This window comes from Desulfotignum balticum DSM 7044 (assembly GCF_000421285.1).
Lineage (GTDB): Bacteria > Desulfobacterota > Desulfobacteria > Desulfobacterales > Desulfobacteraceae > Desulfotignum > Desulfotignum balticum.
Genome location: NZ_ATWO01000001.1, coordinates 4150795 through 4175941 on the forward strand (window position 1 = coordinate 4150795; position 25147 = coordinate 4175941).

General features: G+C 44.2%; 29 protein-coding genes and 1 pseudogene. 2 read left to right on the top strand and 28 right to left on the bottom strand.

Annotated features, from left to right (window positions below; translation table 11 throughout):
- Positions 1–17: 17 nt before the first annotated feature.
- Together K365_RS0120720 and K365_RS0120725 are read right to left on the bottom strand one after the other, a co-directional pair.
- Complete coding sequence (locus tag K365_RS0120720; RefSeq protein ID WP_024336128.1) at positions 18–395, bottom strand: type II toxin-antitoxin system VapC family toxin; 378 nt, start codon at positions 393–395, stop codon at positions 18–20.
- Complete coding sequence (locus K365_RS0120725) at positions 396–632, bottom strand: type II toxin-antitoxin system Phd/YefM family antitoxin (RefSeq protein WP_024336129.1); 237 nt, start codon at positions 630–632, stop codon at positions 396–398. It lies immediately after the preceding gene.
- Positions 633–863: 231 nt separating this feature from the next.
- Here K365_RS0120725 and K365_RS29495 point away from each other — a divergent pair.
- Positions 864–983: pseudogene (locus K365_RS29495) on the top strand (hypothetical protein); the annotation flags it as partial.
- A gap of 135 nt (positions 984–1118) precedes the next feature.
- On the opposite strand, the gene K365_RS0120730 reads toward K365_RS29495, so the two are convergent.
- From K365_RS0120730 to K365_RS0120770, 8 genes are all read right to left on the bottom strand, one after another.
- Positions 1119–1415 (bottom strand): hypothetical protein, encoded by a 297-nt coding sequence (locus tag K365_RS0120730; RefSeq protein WP_156887762.1) that lies wholly within the window; start codon positions 1413–1415, stop codon positions 1119–1121.
- Positions 1416–1982: 567 nt separating this feature from the next.
- Positions 1983–2240: a type II toxin-antitoxin system RelE family toxin gene (locus K365_RS0120740; RefSeq protein ID WP_024336132.1), complete on the bottom strand. Its 258-nt coding sequence runs from the start codon at positions 2238–2240 to the stop codon at positions 1983–1985.
- A complete protein-coding gene (locus K365_RS0120745; RefSeq protein WP_024336133.1) occupies positions 2227–2460 on the bottom strand; it encodes a hypothetical protein in 234 nt (77 codons plus the stop codon). Before K365_RS0120745 ends, K365_RS0120740 begins: the two co-directional genes overlap by 14 nt.
- Positions 2461–2778: 318 nt before the next feature.
- Complete coding sequence (locus tag K365_RS0120755) at positions 2779–3015, bottom strand: DUF3427 domain-containing protein (protein ID WP_024336134.1); 237 nt, start codon at positions 3013–3015, stop codon at positions 2779–2781.
- Positions 3016–3034: 19 nt separating this feature from the next.
- A complete protein-coding gene (locus tag K365_RS0120760) occupies positions 3035–3289 on the bottom strand; it encodes a BrnA antitoxin family protein (protein ID WP_024336135.1) in 255 nt (84 codons plus the stop codon).
- On the bottom strand, positions 3273–3443 hold the full coding sequence (locus tag K365_RS27555; RefSeq protein WP_084489947.1) for a BrnT family toxin: 171 nt from the start codon (positions 3441–3443) through the stop codon (positions 3273–3275). The genes K365_RS0120760 and K365_RS27555 overlap by 17 nt, the downstream gene beginning before the upstream one ends.
- A gap of 38 nt (positions 3444–3481) precedes the next feature.
- Positions 3482–3640, bottom strand: coding sequence for a hypothetical protein (locus tag K365_RS28085; RefSeq protein ID WP_156887763.1), 159 nt, complete (start codon positions 3638–3640; stop codon positions 3482–3484).
- 394 nt (positions 3641–4034) lie between these two features.
- On the bottom strand, positions 4035–4238 hold the full coding sequence (locus K365_RS0120770; protein WP_024336136.1) for an addiction module protein: 204 nt from the start codon (positions 4236–4238) through the stop codon (positions 4035–4037).
- A 204-nt stretch (positions 4239–4442) separates the two neighbouring features.
- Between K365_RS0120770 and K365_RS0120775 the strand changes: the two genes are divergently transcribed.
- The gene (locus K365_RS0120775; RefSeq protein WP_024336137.1) at positions 4443–5072 is read left to right on the top strand and encodes a hypothetical protein; all 630 of its coding nucleotides are present in this window, start codon (positions 4443–4445) and stop codon (positions 5070–5072) included.
- A 478-nt stretch (positions 5073–5550) separates the two neighbouring features.
- On the opposite strand, the gene K365_RS26850 is transcribed toward K365_RS0120775, so the two are convergent.
- The 18 genes from K365_RS26850 to K365_RS0120865 all read right to left on the bottom strand — a co-directional run bounded on the left by K365_RS26850 (position 5551) and on the right by K365_RS0120865 (position 25011).
- Positions 5551–6165, bottom strand: coding sequence for an META domain-containing protein (locus tag K365_RS26850; RefSeq protein ID WP_024336138.1), 615 nt, complete (start codon positions 6163–6165; stop codon positions 5551–5553).
- 22 nt (positions 6166–6187) lie between these two features.
- Entirely contained in the window at positions 6188–6475 is a 288-nt protein-coding gene (locus tag K365_RS28890) for a Fic family protein (RefSeq protein WP_245569226.1), read from the bottom strand.
- Positions 6441–7004: a virulence RhuM family protein gene (locus K365_RS26050; RefSeq protein WP_245569227.1), complete on the bottom strand. Its 564-nt coding sequence runs from the start codon at positions 7002–7004 to the stop codon at positions 6441–6443. Before K365_RS26050 ends, K365_RS28890 begins: the two co-directional genes overlap by 35 nt.
- A 218-nt stretch (positions 7005–7222) precedes the next feature.
- A complete protein-coding gene (locus tag K365_RS0120790; protein WP_024336139.1) occupies positions 7223–7525 on the bottom strand; it encodes a (deoxy)nucleoside triphosphate pyrophosphohydrolase in 303 nt (100 codons plus the stop codon).
- Between the two features lie 112 nt (positions 7526–7637).
- On the bottom strand, positions 7638–7850 hold the full coding sequence (locus K365_RS0120795; RefSeq protein WP_029725653.1) for an addiction module protein: 213 nt from the start codon (positions 7848–7850) through the stop codon (positions 7638–7640).
- Positions 7851–7951: 101 nt separating this feature from the next.
- The gene (locus tag K365_RS0120800) at positions 7952–11095 is read right to left on the bottom strand and encodes a DUF3427 domain-containing protein (RefSeq protein ID WP_029725655.1); all 3144 of its coding nucleotides are present in this window, start codon (positions 11093–11095) and stop codon (positions 7952–7954) included.
- The gene (locus tag K365_RS0120805; RefSeq protein ID WP_024336142.1) at positions 11092–11502 is read right to left on the bottom strand and encodes a (deoxy)nucleoside triphosphate pyrophosphohydrolase; all 411 of its coding nucleotides are present in this window, start codon (positions 11500–11502) and stop codon (positions 11092–11094) included. Before K365_RS0120805 ends, K365_RS0120800 begins: the two co-directional genes overlap by 4 nt.
- A 9-nt stretch (positions 11503–11511) precedes the next feature.
- Positions 11512–11808 carry a type II toxin-antitoxin system RelE/ParE family toxin gene (locus tag K365_RS0120810; protein WP_024336143.1) on the bottom strand — a complete coding sequence of 99 codons (297 nt, stop codon included), beginning with the start codon at positions 11806–11808 and terminating at the stop codon, positions 11512–11514.
- Complete coding sequence (locus K365_RS0120815; RefSeq protein ID WP_024336144.1) at positions 11805–12014, bottom strand: addiction module protein; 210 nt, start codon at positions 12012–12014, stop codon at positions 11805–11807. Before K365_RS0120815 ends, K365_RS0120810 begins: the two co-directional genes overlap by 4 nt.
- Before the next feature lie 233 nt (positions 12015–12247).
- Positions 12248–14038: a hypothetical protein gene (locus K365_RS26055; protein ID WP_211221141.1), complete on the bottom strand. Its 1791-nt coding sequence runs from the start codon at positions 14036–14038 to the stop codon at positions 12248–12250.
- Entirely contained in the window at positions 13969–14409 is a 441-nt protein-coding gene (locus K365_RS28545; RefSeq protein ID WP_051147880.1) for a hypothetical protein, read from the bottom strand. Before K365_RS28545 ends, K365_RS26055 begins: the two co-directional genes overlap by 70 nt.
- A gap of 150 nt (positions 14410–14559) precedes the next feature.
- The gene (locus K365_RS0120830) at positions 14560–15438 is read right to left on the bottom strand and encodes a class I SAM-dependent methyltransferase (protein WP_084489951.1); all 879 of its coding nucleotides are present in this window, start codon (positions 15436–15438) and stop codon (positions 14560–14562) included.
- 394 nt (positions 15439–15832) lie between these two features.
- A complete protein-coding gene (locus tag K365_RS0120840) occupies positions 15833–16636 on the bottom strand; it encodes a hypothetical protein (RefSeq protein WP_156887764.1) in 804 nt (267 codons plus the stop codon).
- 427 nt (positions 16637–17063) lie between these two features.
- On the bottom strand, positions 17064–18680 hold the full coding sequence (locus K365_RS0120845; protein WP_024336148.1) for a sodium:solute symporter family transporter: 1617 nt from the start codon (positions 18678–18680) through the stop codon (positions 17064–17066).
- 213 nt (positions 18681–18893) lie between these two features.
- The gene (locus K365_RS0120850) at positions 18894–19328 is read right to left on the bottom strand and encodes a very short patch repair endonuclease (RefSeq protein WP_156887765.1); all 435 of its coding nucleotides are present in this window, start codon (positions 19326–19328) and stop codon (positions 18894–18896) included.
- Between the two features lie 14 nt (positions 19329–19342).
- Complete coding sequence (locus K365_RS0120855) at positions 19343–20989, bottom strand: response regulator receiver domain (RefSeq protein ID WP_024336150.1); 1647 nt, start codon at positions 20987–20989, stop codon at positions 19343–19345.
- 19 nt (positions 20990–21008) lie between these two features.
- Entirely contained in the window at positions 21009–23969 is a 2961-nt protein-coding gene (locus K365_RS0120860; RefSeq protein ID WP_024336151.1) for an ATP-binding protein, read from the bottom strand.
- Positions 23950–25011, bottom strand: coding sequence for a DNA cytosine methyltransferase (locus K365_RS0120865; protein WP_211221142.1), 1062 nt, complete (start codon positions 25009–25011; stop codon positions 23950–23952). Before K365_RS0120865 ends, K365_RS0120860 begins: the two co-directional genes overlap by 20 nt.
- Positions 25012–25147 lie beyond the last annotated feature (136 nt).

A 25147-nucleotide genomic window follows, 5' to 3' on the forward strand; every position in this document is an offset into this window, starting at 1 on the left:
ATTTGAGCTTTATAGAGTTATGGTCTGAATTTTTTAATTTGAAGATCCGTTAGAACCCGGTAGTGCCTGTCATTAGCTGTAAGAACAGGCTCTCCACAAAAGACTGCCGTTGCAGCGATAAGGGCATCGGCTAATTGCATTGAATGGCTTAGAAAATGTTGTTCTACAAAGAACATTGCTTTTGCGGAAATATCCTCCGAAATATAGATGATTTTGGTATTCCAAATTTTAAGGGCTTGACGTAATCTGTTCAATTCATTTTTATTTCTCATTCCTTGAACGAGTTCCATGTAGGTCACGACTGAAATGGAGAAATTATTTAACGCCTCAATGGCCTCAAATGCGTTTTCGTTCCCTTTTAGATACCAGATCAAAACATCAGTATCTACAATCATTTAAAATCTTCTCTTTCTTATATCGCGGACATAACTATCAACATCATCAATAATATCGTTGTCTTTCCACATCCCAAATAAATTAGATTTGATGTTTTTATCCTTTTCAAACTCATCATAAGGAACTAATTTAGCACAGGGTTTGCCCCGGTAGGTAATTATGACTTCTTCCCCTCGATTTACAGTGCTCAAAAGTTCTTTTGAATGAAACCGAAGATCTTTTGCTGTGGCTTTCATAACAGACTCCAACCATTTAAGTTTATATTTCAAAGTATAAACTTTAAAATATGATTGGTCAAGACGGTGTTATAAAATCCATTTTTCATTTGAACCTCATCAAGAAACTCATCGCCGGCCAAATTGAATACTGGGCAAAATAGGCCAATTGATTGAAGAAAACCCGGACCTCCCTCTTCCCTTTATTCAGGACATTTTAGAAGGAAAAGAGCAAATCAGAGCAGGACAGGGGATTTACAGGGTGTCAAGGTTTTTAAGCTCAAATTACAGAATCAACAATTATTATTGGCTTACGAAGTCATCGAATCGACTTTATATCTGTCAATTCAGATATTATGTATATTTGGGTGAAATGATGTTGGCCTTTTCCAGGTAAACCAGCAGGGGCTTCAGTGGCAGCAGCCGGATGTCCGACTTCCGGCTTACGGCGTATGGACGAAATTCAAACAGGTTCCCTTTGGATTGGCTGATATCCCGTATCTTTTTTTAAATCTGACTCTCATAATGGCGGATAGCTGATCTTACCCCGTTCATCATGCTCACATTGCCAAAACAGAAATATTTTGTAAACCAGGCTTCTTTGAGCTTCAGTTGATTGAAAATCTGCTTTTCAGGAAGACCTTTTTTCCAGAGATAAACAATATTACCATAAAGATTTTCCAGGAATTCAAGTTTGGATTGAATATGTTTTCTGCCGTTTTTGTGCCTGGGGTTGTGGCTGCACAGCAGCGTGTTAAAGTCCAGATTTGTCACTTTTTTCAATGACTCGATCTGGATTCCCATGTTCTCATCTGATCTGAAAAATTTAATGTGGTCTGCCAGATAGAGATCCCCTGAGAAAAGAACCCCTTTTTCAGGCAGAAAAAAACCGTATGATCCTTTGCATGACCCGGCGTATGGACAGGAATCATTTTGCCTGAAGGTGTTTCAATGATCTGCGGAAATCTTTTTACACGTACCGGCGTTGTCCTGCCCCAGACATATTTCTGATAGGGTAAAATGGCATAGGATTTTTTCAATTTTTCTGCGGTCAGGCTGTGTCCATATACGTCTGCACCGATAGACTGGTTAATATGTGCTGCATTTCCTGAATACGGAATTCAAATTCATATGTTTTGCAAAATCTCATTTACGTTTCGTCATGTTGGATGTTCAACAACTATGTTAAAAAGCATCACCCGCCCTGCTGTGATGAACCAGGTTCTGGCCCGTGGGCGAATCCTGGGCCGCATTGGACTGGGACTGCCAGTGCAGTAGGGTCTGGCACAGCCATTATTTATTGGGCTGCGCGTAACTCCTCCCGTACAACACGACGCGGAGTAACCGTCCAAGTGAAAGGGCTGGTTCGCTTTAACGATAAACATTTTTCCGATGCCCCACCTTCACGACCCAAATAGTTAGTTCTTCATCCTGAATGGAATAAATAATACGATATCGCCCCAACCGAAACCGATATCTTTCTTGACCGCTCAATTTTTTACTTCCAGGTTGGCGTGGATCCTCGCCCAAAGATTCAATTGATTGAAGAATTTTGTTTAAATCTTTATCCGGAATTGCTTTAAAATCTTTCCAAACTGATTTTTTGAAAAATATTTTATATCCGGCCATCTTTTTTGAGCCTTTTTATCATCTGCTCATAGCTGGTCAGCGGTTCATCGTGTCTTTCATCAAATACGGCGAGGTCTTCCGCATCCTCGGCAAGCGCCTCCTTGACAGCTTCATTGATTATTTCCGACATTGATCTCGATGTCTCCAGGGCTTTTATTCGTAAAGCCTGATGTAGCGATGGGTCTAAATATATGGTTGAACGTTTCGATAATGTGGTCATAATTGTACCTCCATAATTTGATTAGAATCATAACATCATGATGTTGTGGTGTCAAATGAAATGCCACTTTACCTTCGGAAGTTGTTGCTGTTATTTCATCTCCCATTCCTGAAAAATCTTTTGAGTTGAAAATTGGACGGGAGAAGATGAAATCCAGGGTATAAATTGCATAGCGATATGCTCGTCATATTGAAAACCAACGTTCTTCTTAAAAGATACTATCGCCTGCCTGCGTATTGTTTTTTCCATAGCCGTGACGTTGTTCATAAAATCAGAGTGTTCATTTTTCATGAACGAAATAAGTTTATGAACAAGGTGTCAATGTTTTTGTTCATCAGCAGTTGCTTCCGGCTTTAGGACCCCGCTAAGACAGTCTTTTTGATGGCTGACATGCCTGGCCGGTCCTAAAAACACAAACGGCACCGTGCAGTTGTTGTGTTTTTTTCTGGGCCGGGCAAACACCAGGATGGTATATGCCCGGGTCAGGTGATGCACCAGGTTCTGTCCGGTGGGCGAGTCCAGGGCCGTGTTGGACTGGGATTCCCAGTGCAGCAAGGTCCGGCGCAGCCATTATTTATTGGGCTGCGCGTAACTCCTCCCGTACAACACGACGAAGAACCTCTTCAAGGGGTTGATCTTGGTATTCAATGTGTTTTCTTAGGGCGTCATTGAGCATCGACTGATAGTTTCCCCCTCCTTGTTCCTCAACTTTGGATCGGAACCAATCGACAATATCCCGGTCAAGCCTGATGGTTATCCTGACTTTATTCCCCGCTTGAGGGAGAACTGCACCACGCTTGCCTTTGCTAAAATCATATTTCGCTTTCATATTGCTTCACCTCACTACGCACGGCTTTTCGTGCTGAAATAATGCGAATATTATCGCCACGCCATGTGTAGACCACCACTAAAATGCGACCAAACGCATCCATTCCTATGGTGATATAACGCTGTTCATTATATATGCACATCTGTATGTACATGTCAAGTTTTTAAAGGCGAACGCTCAGAATCTTCAGCATCACCCGCCCCGTCTATTCTCCTCAAACATCTCCACGGGCATGGGATACCGCAGCTGCCATACCATCTGGATGGGCCGTTCTTTTTGATGGCTGACATGCCTGGCCGGTCCTAAAAAACACAAACGGTCCGCGTCAATTATCTTGGCCGGTTTTTCCACAGCTTCCCAGCCGCAGCAGATTATGGATATAGGTCTTTGCTCCCTCCTGCTGGAACAGAATATGGCATGCTTCCATCTGCTGTCTTGTGACCCCCCCAGAGATGTTCCATTTCATGGGCCGGGGTGTTGGATACCACAAAACTGTTCAGGGTCACTGAAGGATCACCCAGGCGGGTTTCGATCTCTTTGATGGTTTGGTGGAACTGAATCTTGGGTCCTGGGCACCTTTGGTTCTTCCGACATTCCTCCGATATACTATAAATTTTGCAAAGATCCTCTGATTCTTTTGGGATCGCGTCTTAAATCAAGCACCCGCCATACAGTGGCGATGGATTTCTCTTTCAGCTTGTAGTAGACGGCATATGGAAATCTTTTTGAAAGCATCCGGTGGTAATTATTTTTCTTTTTTGGCCGTATGCCAGTCCAGAATTCTCTCTTTACCCTCTTCAAGGCGCTTCTCTGTTTCCTGAAGAGCGGCCTTATGCCAGGCGGGTGATTCGAGGAGTTCCTCTTCTGATAACAAATCCGCCCACAAGGCATCCACCATCCTGAGTTTTTCTTCTCTGGTAAGGTATTTTATTTCTATTGCATTCTGCATGATTCAATCCTTTTATATTTAAAGAAAAATTAGCATTTCTGCATTTTTATGTCAATTTCATCAGATGATTTACACAATATTTTCCCCTGGCCAGCCACTCGATGGCTGACACGCCGAAGTAATTTGACATTTTCATGCGGGCGTGTTTTTATCAGTGCCGTGTATCATGAAGTCAATACTGGTGAATTTCAAGGAGGATATCCGATGCAAAAACCCTTATGCGGGCTGTGCAATAACAGTTTTACAGACAGGGGGCTTACAAGACATTTACAATCCTGCATTCCCAGATACCTGGGACAATATGCTCCGAATCCCAAAGAAAAAACTTTTCATCTTCATGTGTATGATGCATTTAATCCGGAGTACTTTCTACACCTGGCTGCGACCGGAACAACAACTCTGGAGGAGCTGGATTCTTTTCTCAGAAAAATCTGGCTGGAGTGCTGCGGCCATTTGAGTGAGTTTACCTATGGCAGACGAGGTGATGCGTTGTCAATGAGTCAAAAATTGTTCCGGGTACTCAATTCCGGAAATGAGCTGTATCACAAATATGATTTCGGCGATACCACCGAACTCATTGTCCGGTCCAGGGGCCTGTATCCCGGAGTTTTGCAGGAGACACAGGCCATCCATCTTCTGGCCAGGAATGTTCAGCCACCCATTCTCTGTGACCGATGCGGCAAGGCGCCTGCTGAGGTCATCTGTACCGAATGCCGGTGGGACGGTGAAGGCTGGTATTGTTCAAACTGCATCAAAGACCACGAGTGTGACGAGGAAATGTTCCTCAATGTCGTGAATTCTCCCAGAACCGGTGTTTGCGGTTACAACGGATGAATGAAATAGGTTCTGTCCGGTGGGCGAATCCAGGGCCGTATTGGACTGGGACTCCCAGTGCAGCAGGGTCCGGCACAGTCATTATTTATTGGGATGCGCGTAACTCCTCCCGTACAACACGACGAAGAACCTTCCCATCACCCGCCCCGCTTATTCTCCTCAAACATCTCCACGGGCATGGGATGCCTCAGCTGCCAAACCACCTGGATGGGCCGTTCTTTTTGATGGCTCACATGCCTGGCCGGTCCTAAAACACAAACGGTCCGCGTCAATTATCTTGGCCGGTTTTTCCACAGATTCCCAGCCGCAGCAGATTATGGATATAGCTCTTTGCTCCCTCCTGGGGTCCTGCTGAAAATTGGTATCAATGCCATCCAGAACCCGACAGAACGAATCATGGAGTGTTTTTCCGCCAGGTAAGGATCGGTCAGAAACACCTTCACGGTAGTGATCAGGTGGGTTACGTTTTTTTTCAAACTCACTCCCGACATTCGCCTGGGGTATATTCCACCACCATGGGATCTGCGCAGGCTTCACAGGCGTTGCCGTATGTGGCAGTGCTCCTGTCCTTTTTACGGCCGCACACCGGGTCATATTCCATGGTGCAGACCTCTGGTCTGGGATCCCTGCACGGAATGAATACCTGGACCGCATGTTCTAACTGGGAGAATTTCATGGTGCCGGAATGGAATTTAAGGTCGAAATAGAGGTCATCAGCCTTGAGAAAGAAGGAGGCTGAGTTCTGCAGGTCCTTTAAAAAAATCCGATCCAGTGACCCCTCAGGGCACATGGCCCGGGTGGAGATGATGTCAGACACAGTGATTCGATGCCCGTCGACCCGGTACTGCCCCCGGATCCGGTTGCAGTCGGCACGACCGGTGAATGTGCCGTCACTGTTGAACCGCACCATGTAGCGGCCGGGTGTGTCCGGGCTGTTTCGGGTATCGTTGTTGTAAAGGGACCGGACCCAGACCCAGTCGGTATCCACCAGCATGTCCCGGACCGGCATTCCCCCGGAAAAAGCCTGCCCGGAGACGATTCCGATAAAACAGACGATCAGAAGACACCATGTGTTCCAGCACTTACATTTCATTGTTCTTCCTCCTCAAGTGTCTTCAATTTTCGTGTTCACACAGCAAATTCATTATCAGTTTAATCAGGGTCTCTTTTTGTTTTGGATCAGACTCGGCCACCAGCAGGGTTAACGCCGCAAGACCGGTATCATTGATCACAGGCACACCATTCTGTCTTATCAGACGGCCGTTGCGGTGTAAAAAATCCACAAACAAAAATGCACCGCTGCGCTTGTTGCCGTCAGTAAACGGATGGTTTTTCACCACAAAATACAAGAGATGGGCAGCTTTGCTTTCAACCGCCCGGTTCTTTGAGCAATCCTTCGTCATACTGCTGGAGCCACAGAAAGGTGGTTGTATACCGGCCCATGATATCCACCAGACCCCGCCCCATGTCTGTGGCAAGGGCAGGTGATTTGGCCGCCTTCTGAATCAGGGCAAGGGCCTGCGTTAATTCTGCTGCATTTTCTTCAAAGCGCTTCCGGTTGAGGGTATAGCCCTGAATTAAATAGTCTCGTAACCGCTGAGTGGCCCAAATGCGGAACTGTACCCCCCGTCTGGAGTTCATGCGATAACCGACCGAAATCACTGCATCCAGGTTATAATGTTTGAGGTTTCGTTTAACCCGCCTTTTGCCTTCGGTTCGAACTACTAAGAAATCCTTAGCAGTTGCATCCGGTTCCAGTTCACCGGTCTTATAGATGTTTTTCAAATGCATCAGCACATTTTCCGGTGTGGTGTCAAAGACCTGCCCCATCTGGGCTTGTGTCAACCAGACAGTTTCGTGCTCAAACCGGACATCCACCTGTGTTTCCCCGTCCGGGCTCTGGTAGATCTGTATGCGGCTGTCGTCTGTCATCTGCTCATACCTTTTTTTATTCCACTGCCCTGGCTTCTCAAGAAAGCAATTGACAATCTCATTGAAGGATTTTCTTTGAGCTTGTTGTAGACGGCATACGGAAATCGTTTTGAAAGCATCCGGTGGTAATTATTTCTCAATTTTTTGGCAGTCTGAATGATTCTATCCTTCTAAATTTAAAGGAAAATTATCATTTCTACATTTTTTTGTCACTTTTATCAGATCATTTCAAAAGATAGATGCCGGAAATAATGCTGCACACAAAAGGGATACAGGGTGATGGTAAACTCCGGATACGCATGGGTCTTTTCAGCCAGGGCATGGTGCACGGCCACCTTGATGGCCAGTTCCTCGGCAATTTCCCGGCAAAGGCAGTGTTCAGGGGTTTCACCCGGCTTGATTTTACCGCCGGGAAACTCCCACTTCAAAGGCATGGCCATGGCGCGGCTCCGCCGGGCCGCCAATACACAGCTGTCCTGTTCGATGATGGCACAGGTGACGTGCAGGTGTCTTTCGCTCATGTCCTGATGTCATGTTCTCTTTTGCCAACGTTTGGGATGACGGCTACCATGCATAACGGCTACCACTATAATGGAATTTTGATCGATCAGATAATATACCCCAAACGGAAATCTATGGACCAAAGCTCTTCATCTCTGCAATCACATCATTGGCAATGCGGCCTTTGACACCATCGGCTTTATAGGCGGCAAGCCGCCCATCAAGTTCTGTACGCTGCTCTTTGGTAAGAGGTAAAGCGCTTTGATCTGCTGCAATGCTATCCCAGATATCTTCAACTATCCGTATTCTTTCTGATATCGGTAGTTCTCGCAAATTATCAATCATTTGATTAATCTCCAAAATTGTTAAAGCTTTCTAAAGTATATCATATTTCTAAACGCACAAATTCAAAAAATTCTAATATGGGCAAAGATGATGGATTCCCATCACCCGCCCCGCTTATTCTCCTCAAACATCTCCACAGGCATGGGACAGCTCAGCTCCCATACCATCTGGATGGGCCGTTCCTTTTGATGGCTCACATGCCTGGCCGGTCCTAAAAACACAAACGGCACCGTGCACTGGTTGTGTTTTTTCTTCGACCGGGCAAACACCAGGATGGTGTATCCCCGGATCTCGTGATGCACCAGGTTCTGACCCGTGGGCGAATCCAGGGCAGTATTGGACTGGGATTCCCAGTGCAGCAGGGAGCGGCTGATGGGATAATCCGCATACATGGTGGTGGGAGAAAACTCTTTTTCGGTTTTCTGGAAGGTGATCAGCAGGGCATAGGCTTTGATATCCTTGAAATGCAGAACCCCGGTGCCCTTCTGCCCGGCAGAGGCCAGGGTGGCCCGGTCAAATGCGGCCAGGATATCTGTGGCGCTGAATTGGGCATGCACCTCCAGGGAACAGGGAAACGGCAGGTCCGGCACAACCCCTGCAACCGGAGAGGTGTCCCGGGCCCAGGCCAGGATTTCCTCCATATCCCTTAGAATGGACGGATTCTGTGCCAGGCGGTGAAACGCATCAGACAGACCGGCAAATCCAAACCGGTCTGCTTTGTCGCCCCACAGCCGGTAATAGATTGCATTGGTCTGTTCTCCTGCCAGCTCCAGGGCACCGGGCACATCATCGGACCCCAGCCGGCCGATGATCTGCCGCAGCCGCTCGATCTCCCCGGGTCCGGAAATAAATGCCGCCCTCACCAGGGACCGTTTCAGCCAGGCCAGATCCGGATCAGACGGGGCAGGTGTCAGCTGTGCCCTGGCTTTCCACCCGGTCCACGTGTCCGACACCAGCAGCCGCTCCGGTTCATAGTCATGGTACTGGATAAACCTGCCAAAGGTCAGTTCCTGCCTGGTTTCCGATGTAAAGGTCTGGAGCCGTTCCGGCACCTGGGCCGCCAGGTTCTGCAGGTTGGCCCGGATGTTCTCCAGGACATACCCCTTGGATATCCGGTCAAACTGGATGGCACACCCCGCCGGCAGATGCGGGAAATTCTGCGCCACTTCCCGGTCAATGCCGTACCGGTGCCGGGGCAGCAGGGCTTTCAGCCGGATGTCCATGCGGTATTTCCGGTGCACCTGTCCCACAAAATCCAGCACGGTCAGGCACTCTTTTTCCGGGGCATGGCGCAGCCCCCGGCCCAGCTGCTGGAGAAACACGGTCAGGCTCTGTGTGGGCCGCAAAAACAGCACCATGTTGATCTCCGGCACATCCACGCCTTCACTGAACTTATCCACGGTGAACAAAAACGCCAGCCGCCCGGATCTCAACTTTGCCAGCAGGGAATCGCACCGGTCCCGGTCCACATCCGACACATACGCGGCCGATGCAATGCCGTGGCGGTTGAACGCGTCCGCCATGAACAGGGCGTGCCGGATGGTGACACAGAACCCGACCCCCTTGATGGTTTCCCTGGCAGGTTCATACCGGTCCAGCGCCCTGACAATGGTGTCCACCCGCATTTTTGCCTGGATATCATCGCCCGTGTACACCTTTTCCAGGGCCCGGTCATCATACCGGCCGTTTCTCCAGAAATGATCCTTGCTGATATCCACGGGATCAGCCACCCCGAAGTAATGAAACGGGCACAGCAGTTTTTCTTCCAGCGCTTCAGGCAGCCGGATCTCAGCGGCAAACCGGTTGTGGAAATCCGCCGCCACATTGCCGCCGTCCATCCGTTCCGGGGTGGCGGTCAGGCCCAGCAGGATCGATGGTTCAAAATGATCAAACAGGGGACGATAGCTGGCCGCCGTGCCATGGTGGGCTTCATCCACCACAATGTAATCGTAAAATGACGACCCCACCTGGTTCCACAGCTGCCGGGACGTCATCATCTGGATGGAGCAGAACAGATGCTCCATGCGCACGGCCTCATGGGAACCGGCCAGTATCTCCCCGAAATTGGCATCCCTGAGCACCTGGCGGAAGGTGAACAATGCCTGCTCCAGGATCTCCTGGCGATGGGCGATGAACAGCAGCCGGGCCTGGCCCCGGTTGTCCCGGCAAAACCGCTGATAGTCAAATGCGGCAATCACGGTTTTTCCCGTGCCTGTGGCGGCAATCACCAGGTTCTTGAAACAGTCGCGGGACGTCCGCTCCAGGGTCAGTTTTTCAAGAATGCGTTCCTGGAACGGATGGGGCTGCAGGTCAAAAAACACGGCCGGACCCGCTCCATCCTTTTTCCGGGCACGTTCGATGGCCTGGCGGAAAGGCACGGGATCATCCGCATCATAGGGCAGAAACTCCCTGCTGTGCCAATAGGTCTCAAATTCAGCGGAAAACTTTTCCAGGATATGGCCCAGGTCCTGGGAGGTCACCTTGAGGTTCCATTCCAGCCCGCTGGTCATGGCCGCATGGGACATGTTGGCCGACCCGATATAGGCCGTGGAAAACCCGGAATCCCGCCGGAAATGCCAGGCCTTGGCATGGAGCCGGGTCCGCCGGCTGTCATAGGAGATCCGGATCCTTGCATTGGGCAGTTCCCTGGCCAGCCACTCGATGGCCGGCACATCCGATGCCCCCATATACGAGGTGGTGATCAACCGCACCGGCACCCGTCTGTCCTTCAAATCCTCAAACCCGGGCATCAACAGCCGCAACCCCGACCATTTGATGAACGACACCAGGATATCCACGGCATCTGCAGACCGCATCTCTTCCAGCAGTTCCTGAACCAGCTGGGGTTCCCTGGGAGATCCGGTAAAAAGGCTGCTCTCCACCATGGAGGTCCGGGGCCGGGGAATGCCGGAACCGGCATAATGGGGCGGAGTGATCTCCAGGAGCACCGGCTTTAGATCCGGGATCAGTTTCCGGTTTTCGAGATGGGTTTTACGGGGACTGCCGGCCGGCCCGGACAGTAGATCGATGATCCGGTTGCACAGAATTCGGCGGCGTTCCGGGTCCGGCTCTTCCAACAGGGCCTGCTTAAGCACCTGAGACACAAATTCCGCATACCGGGACGGCTGTTCCTCAGCTTCCAGCTTTCCAAACAACAGCCGCAGCTCCGGATACCGGGCCAGAAGCTCCGCCAGGTTCTGATCCAAGAGCCTATCATAAATACCGGGACTGGGCCGGGAGATCATGGGGTCTCCTGTCCGGCGAACTGTAAATAGGTTGCCAGGACCGGACGGTCAGCTGCAGCCCAGTCCAGAGACGTCAGATCTTCTCTGGGCAGCCAGAACACAGCCGCATGCTCCCGCAGGATGATGGTGCCGGAAATAATGGTGCATACAAAGGGATACAGAGTGATGGTAAACTCCGGATATGCATGGGTCTTTTCAGCCAGGGCATGGTGCACAGCCACCTTGACGGCCAGTTCCTCGGCAATTTCCCGGCAAAGGCAGTGTTCAGGGGTTTCGCCGGGCTTGATTTTACCGCCGGGGAACTCCCACTTCAAGGGCATGGCCATGGTGCGGCTCCGCTGGGCCGCCAATACACAGCCGTCCTGTTCGATGATGGCACAGGTGACGTGGAGGTGGTTTTCGCTCATGTCCTGATGTCATGTTCTCTTTTGCCAACGTTTGGGATGACGGCTACCATGCATAACGGCTACCACTATAATGGAATTTTGATCGATAAGATAATATACCCCAAACGGAAATCTATGGACCAAAGCTCTTCTGGTATTCTTATGAGTAACAGCATAAAGGTAAGGATTTTCTGATAAAATTTTGAATATCCCCTGAACTTCATCAAGAAACTCATCGCCCAGCCTCGGGTTCTGTTTTTCATACCACAAGGCAGCTTCCTCAAGGTCAGTCTCTGCTTCCGGTCTGATATGAACAATAAAACTCACAGACGCTTCCGAATATCTGCAATCACATCTTTGGCAATGCGGCCTTTAATACCGTCCGCTTTATAGGCGGCAAGGCGCCCATCAAGTTCTTTACGCTGTTCTTTGGTAAGAGGTAAAACGCTTTGATCTGCTGCAATGCTATCCCAGATATCTTCAACTATTCGTATTCTTTCTGATATCGGTAGTTCTCGCAAATTATCAATCATTTGATTAATCTCCAAAATTGTTAAAGCTTTCTAAAGTATATCATATTTCTAAACGCACGAATTCAAAAAATTCTAGTATGGGCAACGATGCTGGATCCCCATCACCCGCCCCGTCTATTCTCCTCAAACATCTCCACGGGCATGGGATACCGCAGCTGCCATACCATCTGGATGGGCCGTTCTTTTTGATGGCTGACATGCCTGGCCGGTCCTAAAAACACAAACGGTCCGCGTCAATTATCCTGGCCGGTTTTTTCACCGCTTCCCAGCCGCAGCAGATTATGGATATAGCTCTTTGCTCCCTCCTGCTGGAACAGAATATGGCATGCTTCCATCTGCTGTCTTGTGACCCCCCAGAGATGTTCCATTTCATGGACCGGGGTGTTGGATACCACAAAACTGTTCAGGGTCACGGAAGGATCATCCAGGCGGGTTTCGATCTCTTTGACGGTTTGGTGAAACTGGATTTTGGGGTCCTGGAAGCTTAAGTTCCGGATGCCTTTGGGGTCAACAAAGCTGATGTGCTCATGGTCGCCGTCAATGAGCCAGACAATGAAATCCGGGTGAAAGTTGCCAGCTTCGAAAAATCCCACGCCCCTGCCTCTGCTCTGGTTGCGCAGCAGGTAAAGTTCTTTGTCTTTGAGCAGATCAGGTGCTGAATCGTGGTACATTTTCAGGTCTTCCACAAAACGGCGCTCCCCCGGATTCAAAGGGGCCGGACGGATCTCCAGGTCGGAGCCGGCCAGATAGAGCAGGGGTTCGTATAAATGCCGGCCGAACGGAATGGCGCGCAGCCCGGCAAACCGCCAGGGTGTCAGCTTGCCGGAATCGATAATCCCCTTTAGCTCCTTGAGTTTTTCGATGATCTCGGTCCGGGATTCTTCCACCAGTATCCGGTAGTATCCATCGGGAAACTCCTCGCCGGCCTGGGGAAAATTGGGATCCGTCCCATCCAGAAGCCGGTATTCCAGGTGGGGCAGCTCCCACTCTTTTTTCCGGAAAAAATAATAGCGTTCACAATACTTCTTGAGCAGCGCTTCCGCCAGTTCCTGCCACAAATGGATTTTTTCAAAGGCATCAAACGCCAGCTCGGTTTCCGGGATCAGCAGCCGGTACCAGGTCGTGTCCGCCAACAGGTCTGCTAATGTCCCCTGGGGCAGGTTCAGGTTGTGCCAGGCCCGCTCAGCCTTGAAGCGCTGCAATTCAAAATACAGGGCATCCAGGTCCAGAAATGCGATATGTTCCCGGGTCAGCCTGCCTTGGTTGGGCCGGCCCTGCTTGTCGGTTGCGCCTGCGCCCGTGGACCGCAACGCCTGAATCTTGGGATACCAGTTCAATACCACGGGATTTTTCTGCAGATAGCGCGTGGCCGGCTCTTTGCCGGGATCAGGGGGTGCCAGCCCGGGGACCGGCCCCAGTTTTTTAAAGGCATCGCCGGACTCGGTGCTCACGCCGTTGATGGTCTTTTTCAACCGGATCGTTTTAAGCTTTCTGCTGCCCAGGTTGCGGATCACGGGCAGGAAAAACGCGATCCGCTCCTCATTTGCGGGCAGGCCTTCCTCTGCCAGAAACTCCCGGAACTGGGCCATGTAGTCGGCTTTGATGCCAAAGATGTTCAGGGTCTCCAGGGTGGCCAGATCCGGCGGCCGGACCACCTCATCGGGAATATGCACCCGGTTGCTGCGTTTCAGGCTCCGTTCATACCCTTTCAGGCGAACCCCGCGCCCGAACAGCTGGATGATCTGGGCCCCTTCGGTTCTTCCGACATTCATCAGCCCCATGGTGCTGACCCGCCAGCTGTTCCAGCCTTCGGTGAATTTTTTGGAACCGATGAGCAGGTTGACAGAGGACTGTGGTTCGTTGATCGCCTTGAACAGGGATGTCTCGAAATCCCGCTCTCCCACCACCAGGTGCGGTTCCCCCTCGCACAGCCTGGTGTCATCCCCCACGTTGATCACCCCGAACGGTTCGTTGTCCCCCACGCGCAAGGCGATCTCACCCGTGACACCCTTGAGGTTCTCCACGTGCAGGCCACCAGATACACATCCATGGCGTTTTCCTGGGTCTGTGTGTCCAGGTTCAGAATCTGGTATTCCTTGCCATAGCCGTCTTCATGAAAATATTTATAGGAATAATCAAACAGCACGCACCGGCTGTACAGATCGGACAGCCGCCGGCTGCCTTTCACGGCCTGGCCGAATGTGGCAGAATACTCAAAGGAAAACCCTTTTTCGCACAATGCATTGCGGAACCGCATCCAGGTGCCTTTGTCACCGGAACTGGCCCCCCGGTGGCCTTCGTCGATCAGCACCAGGTTGTTGTCTTCAAAGGCATCCACGGCAACGGTCTTGTCCCCCATGACATCCTGAAGCTTGTTGATGTCGATGATCTCCACGGCCCGGCCGGCAAACAGTCCCCGGCAGGAAACATTCCAATAATTATCAAGCCAAGATCAAAGATAAAAGGTAAGCCTACCTAATTTTTATGCAATAGCAAGAAATCAGACCATTCTCCCGTTATTCAGCACTCGCCGCGTGGTGACCATCTATCTTTTTTGTAAAAGAATAACGCATTCTTCATCTTCCATCGATAAAGACTTATCAATATCCTGAATTGATCCTAATATATTTACTATTTCGTATCCGATTTTCTGAGCAACTGCTTTCCATTTTTCTATGGACCATACAGTAATAGCATACTGATTATATTCCGTTTTTTGTTTTCCAACGAACTCCCACACACCCCAAATTTTTTCATTTCTTACATCAAAGGTTTCAGTTATTTCCAAAATACCCCCATTTGAGAGTGTTATTCTTTTTTGTCGCCTTCCACCATCCCAGTGCCCTACTTGTATTGGATTAATATTGGAATGAATAATGACAAGTCCATTCTGATTTAAGATTCTATACCATTCTTTCAATAAATGGACATTATCTTCATGTTGCGAAAAGTAACCAAATGAGGTCCACATGTTTGCAATCATTGAAAAAACATTATCCTTAAATGGCAGATATCTCATATCAGAATTTATCAAAGATAAAACATTTTTTTGCTTTGTTTTGTTAGCATGGTACAAGTAATTAAAATTCAAATCAATACCGATTAGCTTCGAATTGATCATTTTAAATGAATTCAACAATCTGCCATTTCCACAAGGACAAAAAAGAAACAATCCATTAAGCTGATGTCTTTTGACAATATCGGATATGCCACTTGTTTCTCTAAATATTCTATTTTTCCTTGTCATTAAGCGATCATTGAGATAGCGATCATACCATTCATCGCCCAGTATATAATTATTACCAAAGAAACCGCCTTCATTAGCAGGTTTCCACCATTCGTTTTTGGGAAATTGAGGATTCATATGCAAATTCAAAGTTATTTGTCGAACAAATATGTGAGAATATTCTTCCCTTCCCACCATCTTTTTTCGCCGTATTTATGCAATGCAAGCAGAATTAAAAGACTACTTAATGAAACGCTGAAACAGTATTCAAAAAAAGATATTTCAGAAAAATAACTGAGAAGTAAAAGAAGAAAAACAGGGATATTGAAAGCACAAAAAACTTTCATGATAATGGTTATGGAGCTAATTTCAGATCGTATAATCGCTTTTTCAGGGTTCAATGGACTTGAAGCCTCTCTATTCAACACTTTCTGAAAGACAGCATCAAGAAAATATTTATACGTGCAAGATATTATTAAACACAAAATATACATAAGTGTAAAGCAAAGCTCCCTATCGAGTGTAATCATATGAAATCTCCTTATATGTCTTAAGTTTCAAGAATTGGTATGCAATTTCAATAATAAATATCTCAAGTTTCGCACCCCTGAAATGGTGTAAATCCAGACAGGGCTTGCTCTAAAGTGTCAAGATAGGCTTGAAAATCCTCCTGAATATCGAAGAGGTCAAAGATCTTTGAAAAACTGACATGGAAAAGGCCTCGGAAAAACTCCCACAAACGTGCTGAGTAGCTTTTTACGGCAGCGTCGTCGACTAAACTTTCGAAAAGCCCGCCCATGGTTGAATAGTTCTCGGCAACGTTGAGGTAGTTAAGGACGTTGTATCTCAGAAAACTTAAGGTGGACGAATTTACCTGCCCGTTGAAATCATTGGATTGATCTTTACCAAGGCCGAGCATCTGTTTGCATTCTTTGAAACATACTTCGATTGGCCATCGTTTGATGTACTTTTTAATGATTGAAGCTGAATGCAGTTTGGGGTTTGTACAAAGGAATGCTACCCAAGAGGGTGTTTTTTTCTTTTTCCGACCGTTTACCGGTTCTAATTCAGGCTCTTGATAACCTTTGGAAAACAGGATTACCACTGGCTCATCACAATCAGGCAGAGTTACTTTGACCCTTTTCAGCAGTAAGCCTGTACGAGCATCTTTTTTGAAACCATTTCGAATTTTCTGATATAGTTCGGAAAGTCTGTATTTCCGGATGCAGACCCCCAATACCGACCTGCCAATATTATGATCATGGAGATACGTGACATTTTCTATCTTTTTGCCAGTTTTCTGGAGAATGGTGTCATCAATTACAAAGCACTGATCCTCTTGAGGGAGTTTATGGAGTTCTGCTTTTTTAAAAATTTCATAGTTTATGCCGTTCATAAATGCCCGCCACCGATATTGTGTGTTCTTTTTAAACCGATAATAGGTGTCTTTTCTGCAGACAGACCACTGTTGCCACTGTTTCCGGCAATAAGAGTGGACGGTCTTGAGTTGTAGTAACGGCAACATGAACAATATGAACAGGAGATGCGCAGAGTGATACCCCTCTTGCTTTTTAATGTTTGCGCGACAGAGATAGGTCTTCACTTTCAGAGACTTAAAGACACTATCGATTTTCGAATCAAAAACATTCTGGCCATTATTCAGATAAAACTCGATTTCTCCTTTAAAATTTCGGCAATTTCTGGTAAACATATTTCAAGGACTCCTTTTGTGTGGTTTATGTTTGAATTCAGCAGCTTATATATACCACTATCAGGAGTCCTTTTCTATAAAAAGTAGTAAAATTTTAGGATATTTTTAACCCTCAATCACCCTGAAGGGGGGTGCGAAACTTGAGTAAATATCCGCAAAGATATGTCATAACACTTCCAAAAATGGTAAAAACAGGGGTTAATGAAACGATTTCTTCACTCTTCAGCACGATAAAAGGCTCAATGCCGCCTAAATATGACCATAGGGCAAATCCACCTAATCCGTAGGATAAAAGAACACCTACCGTAACACTAACAATACTGACATTAGCATTCAATTTTAACTTTAATGCTGCAAAAATCACAGAACCTGTGAGAGCGAACTGTCCTGAATAAGCCACAAAAAAGAAATTTAGTGGATCACGAATCAACATAAAATGATCCAAAATGAACCAAATTATAATTACAAATATACCCAAAAAGACAACACAGCCTTGAGCCATCTTAACGTATGGATTTCCCTTTTCTTTCGATTTCCAGTAGTGGATATTTCTCGAACCAAGAATGTAATCGCCAACTATTGAATGGGAGATCGCAATCATAAAAGTATCAGCTGTTGATAAAGCCGCAAAGATCAATGCCAACCCCCATAAGACTAAAACCACAAATCCCAAATTACTGATACCTACAATTTCATTAATCATAAAAAAGTCTAGCAAGGAAATTCCTTGATTATCTAATAGACTAATCCCTTGATTATTCAAGAAGGGGAGGAACGCCTGATTGTCCACAATGCCAAGAACAACAAATCCAATTCCGATAAAAGCCATGCCTAACAATCCCCAAAATGTTCCCTTCAATGAAACTGAAATATCTCCAGATGCGCTTGTTCTCTGCCATTGATCTAAAGATGAGATAAACCAGAATAAAGACAAAGTAGGCACTGAAACCCATATCGTCCAAGGCATGGATTCAGAGTCCAATTTGCTTAAAATGAGTTCATATGAAGGATCAAAAAAATAATAAAAAAAGAGCAAAAGAGTGAATACAACAACAATGTTCATTGCTGCCTGAACCAAATCTGTAAAAACAACTGCTGCAAATCCCCCAATTGAAGCATATATACAAATGATTAAAACAAGACATGGAAATATGAAAGTTGGCGATAGTTTGAAAATGTTCGCAATTATGATGGTTAGGATGTGAAGTTCAAAGACAATTGCTAAAAAAAGGCTGAATATAGTAATTGATGCACAATACTTTCTTAGCAAAAAACTGTTATGAGACATCCCAATAAAGTTATTAATCGTCCCTATATTTATTACAGAATCAGTTATGAAGGGTTTTATTTTCGGTATTAAAAAACTAGCTCCTAAATAATTTGCAAATATACCAATAATTGAAATAATAATTCCATTAATACCAAAAAAATAACCCAATATAAAAACAACTATTAAATAGTTGCCTAAAGACAAGTTGGTTGCTAAAAGACTGCTTGCAAAACCTGTAGTTGGAAGAGATCTATCCAATAGAAAATAGTCTGATAGAGAAGAATTCTTTTTTTGATAACGGAAAGCATGGGGTAATAAAATCACAAAGAACAATAAAAAGCCTAAAGATAAGTTTACAAGTAAATCACGAAACAAGAATGAAGTTGCTATCACAACAACAAAATATAGAACTGTTCTGATTAGATCGCTTCTGTTGGCAATGGTTGCAAAATTTTTCATAAAACCGCATCCTCCTCTTCCTTCTGTTGTTTTTTTCAATCAGAATTTTTAATACTGCCGAAGCAGAATAAAATCAACTCCTTTTCAATCTTCCTGTTCATTGTCGGGTAGAAGAGGGACATTTTCTTTCTCTCTCCTCTCACAGATCCAGACGTGCGCAATTAACGCATCCGGCTCTTCATAGTTTTGTCTCGCTACGTCGTTAAGCATTAGTTATTCAGGAATTTCGAAATAGGATTGCCCATGCTTTATCCATAGACTAAGAGAATTGATTGTTTTGCAAAGCTTATCATGATTTTTCGTGGCACACTCCCAAACGACTGCTATATTCCATCCTAAATTTTCTAATTTCTTTATATTTTCGATATCCCTACGAACATTGTTTTTTATTTTATTTTCCCAAAATATTTTTCGTGTCTGGGGCATTTTAGATTTGGAACAATTCAAATGATAATGCCAGAAACAACCATGCACAAAGATAATTTTAGAATATTTGCGTAGAATTATATCCGGTTTGCCGGGTAGTTTCTTATCGTACAACCTAAATCTAAATCCGAGATGATGCAGACCTGACCTAATTTTTATCTCTGGTTTTGTATCTTTACCAGAAACTTTTGACATGGCCCTACTTCTTTGGGCTGTAGTCATAAAATCCGCCATTATCAAAGTTTCTTTTCTTCACACCGTCGCAACCATTCTGAGTTATTCGTAGCAACTCGAGATATATTCGCTGCGAATTTGTTAGACAGTCTTTGGGCGTAGCCGGGTTTCATCTCACAAATAAATTTAAACACATTTTCTTTTGTGTTTTTGAAAAAAAAATCATTCTCATTTTTGAAGGCTATAATATTTTTTGATGTTGGATCGGGCGAGAAAGTACTTTTTCGACAATCTGAAAATTTTAACGATATTTTTTTTCTTGTTAATGATTCGGAACTATCTCGAATAACACAATGAATATCCCCTTTTTGGCTTAGTGGCAAAAAGGGGAATGAGGTGTCTTTTGTCAATCTCACACTGTCACACCCCGGCTGAATGCATATCCAATATCCTTCTTCGCCTGACATATCTTTAACAATTGTGCCCAATGTTAAATATGGGAAGTTATCAGAGTATTTTGATTTTAATGTTGTCAAAGCAGCATACTTTAAATCCAAAAGGTTCTCATCGTCAGAGTCAGAGTACATATTGGTAAGAAACTGGAATAATTTTTTCAACTCTTTCTTGTTTAGAACCTCTGTTGATAAAATTGGAGGACGATTTTCGTTTTCCGAGGGTATTCCATGTTCTAAAAGGTATAAAACTTGCTGTTTCGTCAGACATTTATCCTTCTTTAACTTGTTTAAGGAATAATATTTATCGTTTGGTTGATTTTGAAAATAAAGCTTTAAAACTTCAAAATTTGAAGAATTTCCGACACCATACTCCTCAAGTAAAGACTGTATTTCTTCTGATATTAAAGTCGCAATTTGGTTTTCGGCTTCCTCTGGTTTTGGAAGACATGTCCTGTGAGTCAAAAATGGATGATCCAAACCTGAAAATTTATTTATAATTTGGTGTGTATTTTGTTTGATTGCGGAAAAGCTTTTCATTACAACATTTGATACTAAGCCTTTCGTCATTTTTGTGTATTCATCTATTAAAAAATCAGCCAAATCCTCAAAAGCGATTTTATTAACATCGTCTGCAGTTTTTGCAGCTTTTTTAGAAAAAACTAACAATCGGCAAGCACCAATTTGACAGCATCGATCATCCACATTTTTTACTGAATATTCATTTTTCAGTTCTTCGATAATTTGAGAAAAGACCCTGTTAATATCTGTAGCACCTGTATAAATGGCAATAAGGCGAAGTTGTTGTGGAGAACTGTCATTGAAAATTTTCATTGATTCTTTTACTAAACCAAGTGCGGTTTTTCCAGATTCTTGACTTAATTCCCAATCGAAAATGATCAAATCTGATTTCTGACTTAGTGATGCCACTGTTTCATGGAGCGTCTCAAGCTCCTGTTCCTCGGGCTTGATCACTGAACAAAGAATACCCTTTTTAGCAAAGCTGTTAATGACCATCTTTGCATTCAAATCGTGGGAGGGTTTCAGAATGTCTTCTGTGCCTTTGTTTTCAATCTCTTTGGTATTTTTATCTTCTTTCTTTTGAGACGCTGTTTTCCGTTTTGCTGGGGATACCACATCTTTGGGAGGATCAGGATTAAAATCGCCAAAATATGCTTGGTCATCAAAAATTATAGCAGTGGATAGAAAGTCTTCGATAATCTTTTTGGAATGGTTAAAAAAGGCAGATTCGGTCACAATGACTTCCCCTTATAGGTTAAGCTTTTAATGGTTGTATTTTAAAACAAGTACCCTTTTGATATTCGGTAGCAATGATCAAATCGTAATCAACTTTTTTAAGAATATCTTTTGAAATGAATAACCCAAGCCCCCTTCCTCCGGGTTTACGCGAAAAGCCTTTTTCAAAAATAGCTTGGCGATCTCTCATCGGAATTCCGGGGCCTGTGTCTTGTATTATAAAAGCACCTTTTATTGCATCAAGTGTAATTTTTTTATTTGTGCTTTGATCTCTCATCCAGAAAACGGCATTATCAATTAAATTGACGAATACAGGATAAAATGTAGACGGATAACTTTGTATCGTAAGGGCACTAAAGGCATCTGTGACGATCATATCTACATCATGTCTTTTTAATCTTTCTTCAAACAGATTGGTTAAAAATTTGGCAATTCTTTTTCCTGATATATCTATTTTCTTTCTATACAAACGTCTATTTAATGGTGTGAATAAAGAAAGATACCCGTCAAGATGTTCGAAACTGGTCCGAATATTTTGATATAGAGGTTTTAAGTCTTCATTCACATCTGCCCAATTTTTAAGCATGGACACATTTTTTCTCACAGTTTGAATGCTACTGGTGAATTCATGATTGATAATATCAACCGCCATACCCAATTGGGTTAATTCCAGGTCTGCATCGGCATTCTCTTGTAATGCGAGTAGTTCATTTTCTTGAGCGGCAAGCATGTCGGTTTGTGAAATCAAATACCCTTTTTCATCTCTTGAAAGCTGAATTATATCCAATTGTTGTTTTACACTTTCAAGAACTTCTTCGTGGCTTTCAGCCGCTTTGTTCAATCTTGATTCAATGGAAATCTTTAACTCATCAATTGAGCCGCCGTCCATATTTTCGATATTTGTACGATTGAAATCGATTTCAATTTGTGTAATTAAATCCTGAATTTCGGTAAGACTATTTTTTACAAGGTCCTGAACATTTTGCTCGGTATTTTTTAAAGAAATTTTTGTTTCATTTGCTTTGGATTGAACCTTTTTAAAAGATTTTTCGCTAGTTTGTTTTATTAGGACTTCAAGCCTTTTTCTTTGATCAACATATATCCTTGCTTGTTTTGCAGACGCGCCTATAATTTCGGATATCTCTTTTGCAGTGGGTTTGAAATATTCTTCTTCCAGCCTCTGATACTCTGATAGATAAGCTTTCCAGTCTCGATCCAGCTGTTTTGTTAACCCAACGCCTCTTGGTCTAACTAAAGTATAATCCGAACGTAATTTTTCAAGTTCAGTATTTGCCGTATTCTCGGATCTGATAAGCAGATTGGCCGCCTGATCAGGTGTTTCAATGTTTTTAGCCTTTCTGAGTGCATCATGAATATTGTCTACAATTGCTTTGATTCGACTCTCGTATTCCAAAGATTCCGTTTTAGAAAAGAAGGTATTCAAATCTTTAGAAAATTTATTTCTTTTTGTTTTCGATTGCCGATCCTTTTTCTTCAAGGCGGCATCCTGTTTATTTAATTCTTCTCTTACTTGGATAAAATCTTCTGCCTTTATTCCACCTTCCCTAAAAAAATCTGAAGAAATCTGAAAAAGGAAATTTTTTAATATATCGCAAAATTGCCGATATGCTGTATTTTGTTGAAAGCCTTCTCGGCCAGCTTTTTCAACTAATTTTCTATTTTTATGGGAGATGTTAATTGCGCCTGCCATTTTTCGATGAGACCAAAAATAATAGCTGGCACTTTTTGTTCTGTTTTTTTCTATATCTAAAAAATCATGATCATGATTGCCATACGGAAGAACTCGGATACCATCTCGATAAACATAAACGCCACCGACACGGTATAATTTTTGGGAGATTCTTGTATAGTCCTCTGGAGGAAGTGAGCTCTCTCTCTGGTTACCCTGAATATGAGCCAGTTTAAATGAAAAGGGCCCACATAATGTCTCTCGACCTCTCGACTTGCTCCATGAAACCACATGGTTAATCGGATTTTGTCCGTAAACCGTTACCGTTCCATCAAATTGCCCATATTCATCAAATTTTCCTTCAATATGGTGATCAGCCATATTGAACTCAGCATGTGTGACAAACTCGCCAGGGCCTATGAGTTCAATAAAATCGCCAGGAACATCAGTTTTCCAGTCCCGAAATTCCGTTTTTAAAAGCGGAGTTTCTGTAGTCGTCATGGTATCGGAAAATCCCAATAAAAATTTTGTAAAGATGGGATCATCATTTCTTCGACGGTCTTCATCTATATCCAAAGAGATTGTTTCATTAGAAGGAAGGATATAAAAATGTGTCCCGTGACCGTTCTCTTTGAGAGTCGGCCCGGATGCAAAGGATTCCAAGTCATCCGGATCAACAATAAAAGCATCAAGATTTTTAACAATTTTGTGTCGAACGTCATCATTTATTTTTGATGCTAATGTATCTAAGTTTTGACGGACAACATCGACCATGGAATTAACATCATCCACATCTGGAAGAGTCCCACCCGGAAGGATTTTAATTGGGATTTCGATATCATCAATATCAATTCCAGGGACTTCAAAAAGATCCCAATTGATGAAAACTGCTAATAGATCATCGAGCACTCCGTTTCTTTTAGCACGGGTTAAGATTAGAACTTGATTCCCGATTACTCCGATAGCAAGACGTCCAATCCCTTTTTCACCCATTGTAACCCTTTCCGGTTTATCTGGAGGTGAATAGGGAGGCTCCATTCCTGACTGCTCTTTGACTTTGCTTTCTGTACCAATGGTGAGCCATCGATTTTCAAAATCCGATTTAGTCATTCCAACTCCATCATCACGCAAAACAAAAAGTCCGTCGGATCGGAAATAATCAACCAATGCATTGTCAGCATAAGCATCATGAGCATTTTTAAAAAGTTCGCTTATAGCTGTTGGAATACCGGCTATCTGCTGTCTACCAAGAAGATCAACTGTCCGTGCTCTAGTTTTGAATTTTGCCATTCAGATTCCTATAGTGTTTTATCATGTGCTTTCCAAACACTTCGGCTAATTTAACAGGTACTGCATTACCGATTTGCTTTGCCATCGAATTCAGATTTCCGTGAAAAATAAAATCGCGTGGGAATGTCTGGAGGCATGCTGCTTCACGAATACTAATAGCTCGATTTTGTTCTGGATGCCCGAATCGACCGTTTGAAAGACTTATACATCTAGTAGTTAACCCGGTTGCAGGTTCATCCCATTTCATTCTTCCGTAAACATCAGTATGACCTTTATATCCGTCCTTATGACAATCAAGCCAAAGAGATTTAGGCCAATTCAGTCTATTACCACCCTCTGGAGTGGATTTGATTCGCTTGAGGTTTATCGGTTCTAACTGCGCAGAGCGGTGATTCGGAATAGTCGGGTGTTCTTCTCCTGCTTCTATCGGTGGAAGGTCAGAAATCCATTCTCTAACAGTTGAATATTCTTTTAAACTTTTAGAAGGGTCACATATTTTTTTAGGAATTGATATTTGATTTGTCTTACATGCTATTAAAACCAGCCGTTTTCTTTGTTGAGGTATACCATAATCTTGAGATTGGATTACTTTAAATTCGTATGAATATCCATCATTTCTTAAATAATCTACAAATGTCTTAAAGGGGCTGCTTTGAAAAACCTGCTTTTGCATCCCCGGCACATTTTCAACGAAAACGTAATGAGGTTTAAATGCCTTAACAAAACGTTGAAATTCAGACAACAATTGTATTCTATTATCCCTGTCTTTTTTCGTTGTTTTTTGTTTTGTGAATGGTTGGCAAGGAGCACACCCACAGAACAATAATGGCTTCCCTTTGCATCCGGAAACCAGTGGTTCAATTTCTTCGATTTTAATCCTGTTAATATCTTTATTTAAAACTATTGTATCGGGAAAATTTTTTTTGAAAGTAAGCGTGGCATCCAGATTATTATCAAGTGCAAAAACAATATTGCAACCAGCCATCTCAAAACCTTTGCTTGTTCCGCCACATCCGGCAAAAAAATCAAATACTTGAATCAATGTAACCATACCTATATTTGGTAATATCCACAATTAAACAATTAGCACTGGACTTCTAAAACAAGGATTAAGATAGTAGGTGCTATTTGTCAACAAAAGGATGTTTATGCTTGCACAAAAAAGGGGCGGAACTGAT

Bases quoted from the DNA above. Each gene is read 5' to 3' on its own strand.
- K365_RS0120815 (WP_024336144.1), bottom strand. From the start codon at position 12,014: ATGATTGATAATTTGCGAGAACTACCGATATCAGAAAGAATACGAATA.
- K365_RS0120850 (WP_156887765.1), bottom strand. From the start codon at position 19,328: ATGACTACAGCCCAAAGAAGTAGGGCCATGTCAAAAGTTTCTGGTAAA.
- K365_RS0120775 (WP_024336137.1), top strand. From the start codon at position 4,443: ATGCAAAAACCCTTATGCGGGCTGTGCAATAACAGTTTTACAGACAGG.
- K365_RS0120725 (WP_024336129.1), bottom strand. From the start codon at position 632: ATGAAAGCCACAGCAAAAGATCTTCGGTTTCATTCAAAAGAACTTTTG.
- K365_RS0120760 (WP_024336135.1), bottom strand. From the start codon at position 3,289: ATGAAAGCGAAATATGATTTTAGCAAAGGCAAGCGTGGTGCAGTTCTC.
- K365_RS0120845 (WP_024336148.1), bottom strand. From the start codon at position 18,680: ATGAAAAATTTTGCAACCATTGCCAACAGAAGCGATCTAATCAGAACA.
- K365_RS28890 (WP_245569226.1), bottom strand. From the start codon at position 6,475: ATGACGAAGGATTGCTCAAAGAACCGGGCGGTTGAAAGCAAAGCTGCC.
- K365_RS0120795 (WP_029725653.1), bottom strand. From the start codon at position 7,850: ATGATTGATAATTTGCGAGAACTACCGATATCAGAAAGAATACGGATA.
- K365_RS0120830 (WP_084489951.1), bottom strand. From the start codon at position 15,438: ATGGTGGGAAGGGAAGAATATTCTCACATATTTGTTCGACAAATAACT.
- K365_RS0120730 (WP_156887762.1), bottom strand. From the start codon at position 1,415: ATGGGAATCCAGATCGAGTCATTGAAAAAAGTGACAAATCTGGACTTT.
- K365_RS0120800 (WP_029725655.1), bottom strand. From the start codon at position 11,095: ATGATCTCCCGGCCCAGTCCCGGTATTTATGATAGGCTCTTGGATCAG.
- K365_RS0120770 (WP_024336136.1), bottom strand. From the start codon at position 4,238: ATGCAGAATGCAATAGAAATAAAATACCTTACCAGAGAAGAAAAACTC.
- K365_RS0120745 (WP_024336133.1), bottom strand. From the start codon at position 2,460: ATGACCACATTATCGAAACGTTCAACCATATATTTAGACCCATCGCTA.
- K365_RS0120805 (WP_024336142.1), bottom strand. From the start codon at position 11,502: ATGAGCGAAAACCACCTCCACGTCACCTGTGCCATCATCGAACAGGAC.
- K365_RS0120790 (WP_024336139.1), bottom strand. From the start codon at position 7,525: ATGAGCGAAAGACACCTGCACGTCACCTGTGCCATCATCGAACAGGAC.
- K365_RS0120840 (WP_156887764.1), bottom strand. From the start codon at position 16,636: ATGAACGGCATAAACTATGAAATTTTTAAAAAAGCAGAACTCCATAAA.
- K365_RS26050 (WP_245569227.1), bottom strand. From the start codon at position 7,004: ATGACAGACGACAGCCGCATACAGATCTACCAGAGCCCGGACGGGGAA.
- K365_RS0120860 (WP_024336151.1), bottom strand. From the start codon at position 23,969: ATGGCAAAATTCAAAACTAGAGCACGGACAGTTGATCTTCTTGGTAGA.
- K365_RS0120740 (WP_024336132.1), bottom strand. From the start codon at position 2,240: ATGGCCGGATATAAAATATTTTTCAAAAAATCAGTTTGGAAAGATTTT.
- K365_RS27555 (WP_084489947.1), bottom strand. From the start codon at position 3,443: ATGTACATACAGATGTGCATATATAATGAACAGCGTTATATCACCATA.
- K365_RS0120720 (WP_024336128.1), bottom strand. From the start codon at position 395: ATGATTGTAGATACTGATGTTTTGATCTGGTATCTAAAAGGGAACGAA.
- K365_RS26850 (WP_024336138.1), bottom strand. From the start codon at position 6,165: ATGAAATGTAAGTGCTGGAACACATGGTGTCTTCTGATCGTCTGTTTT.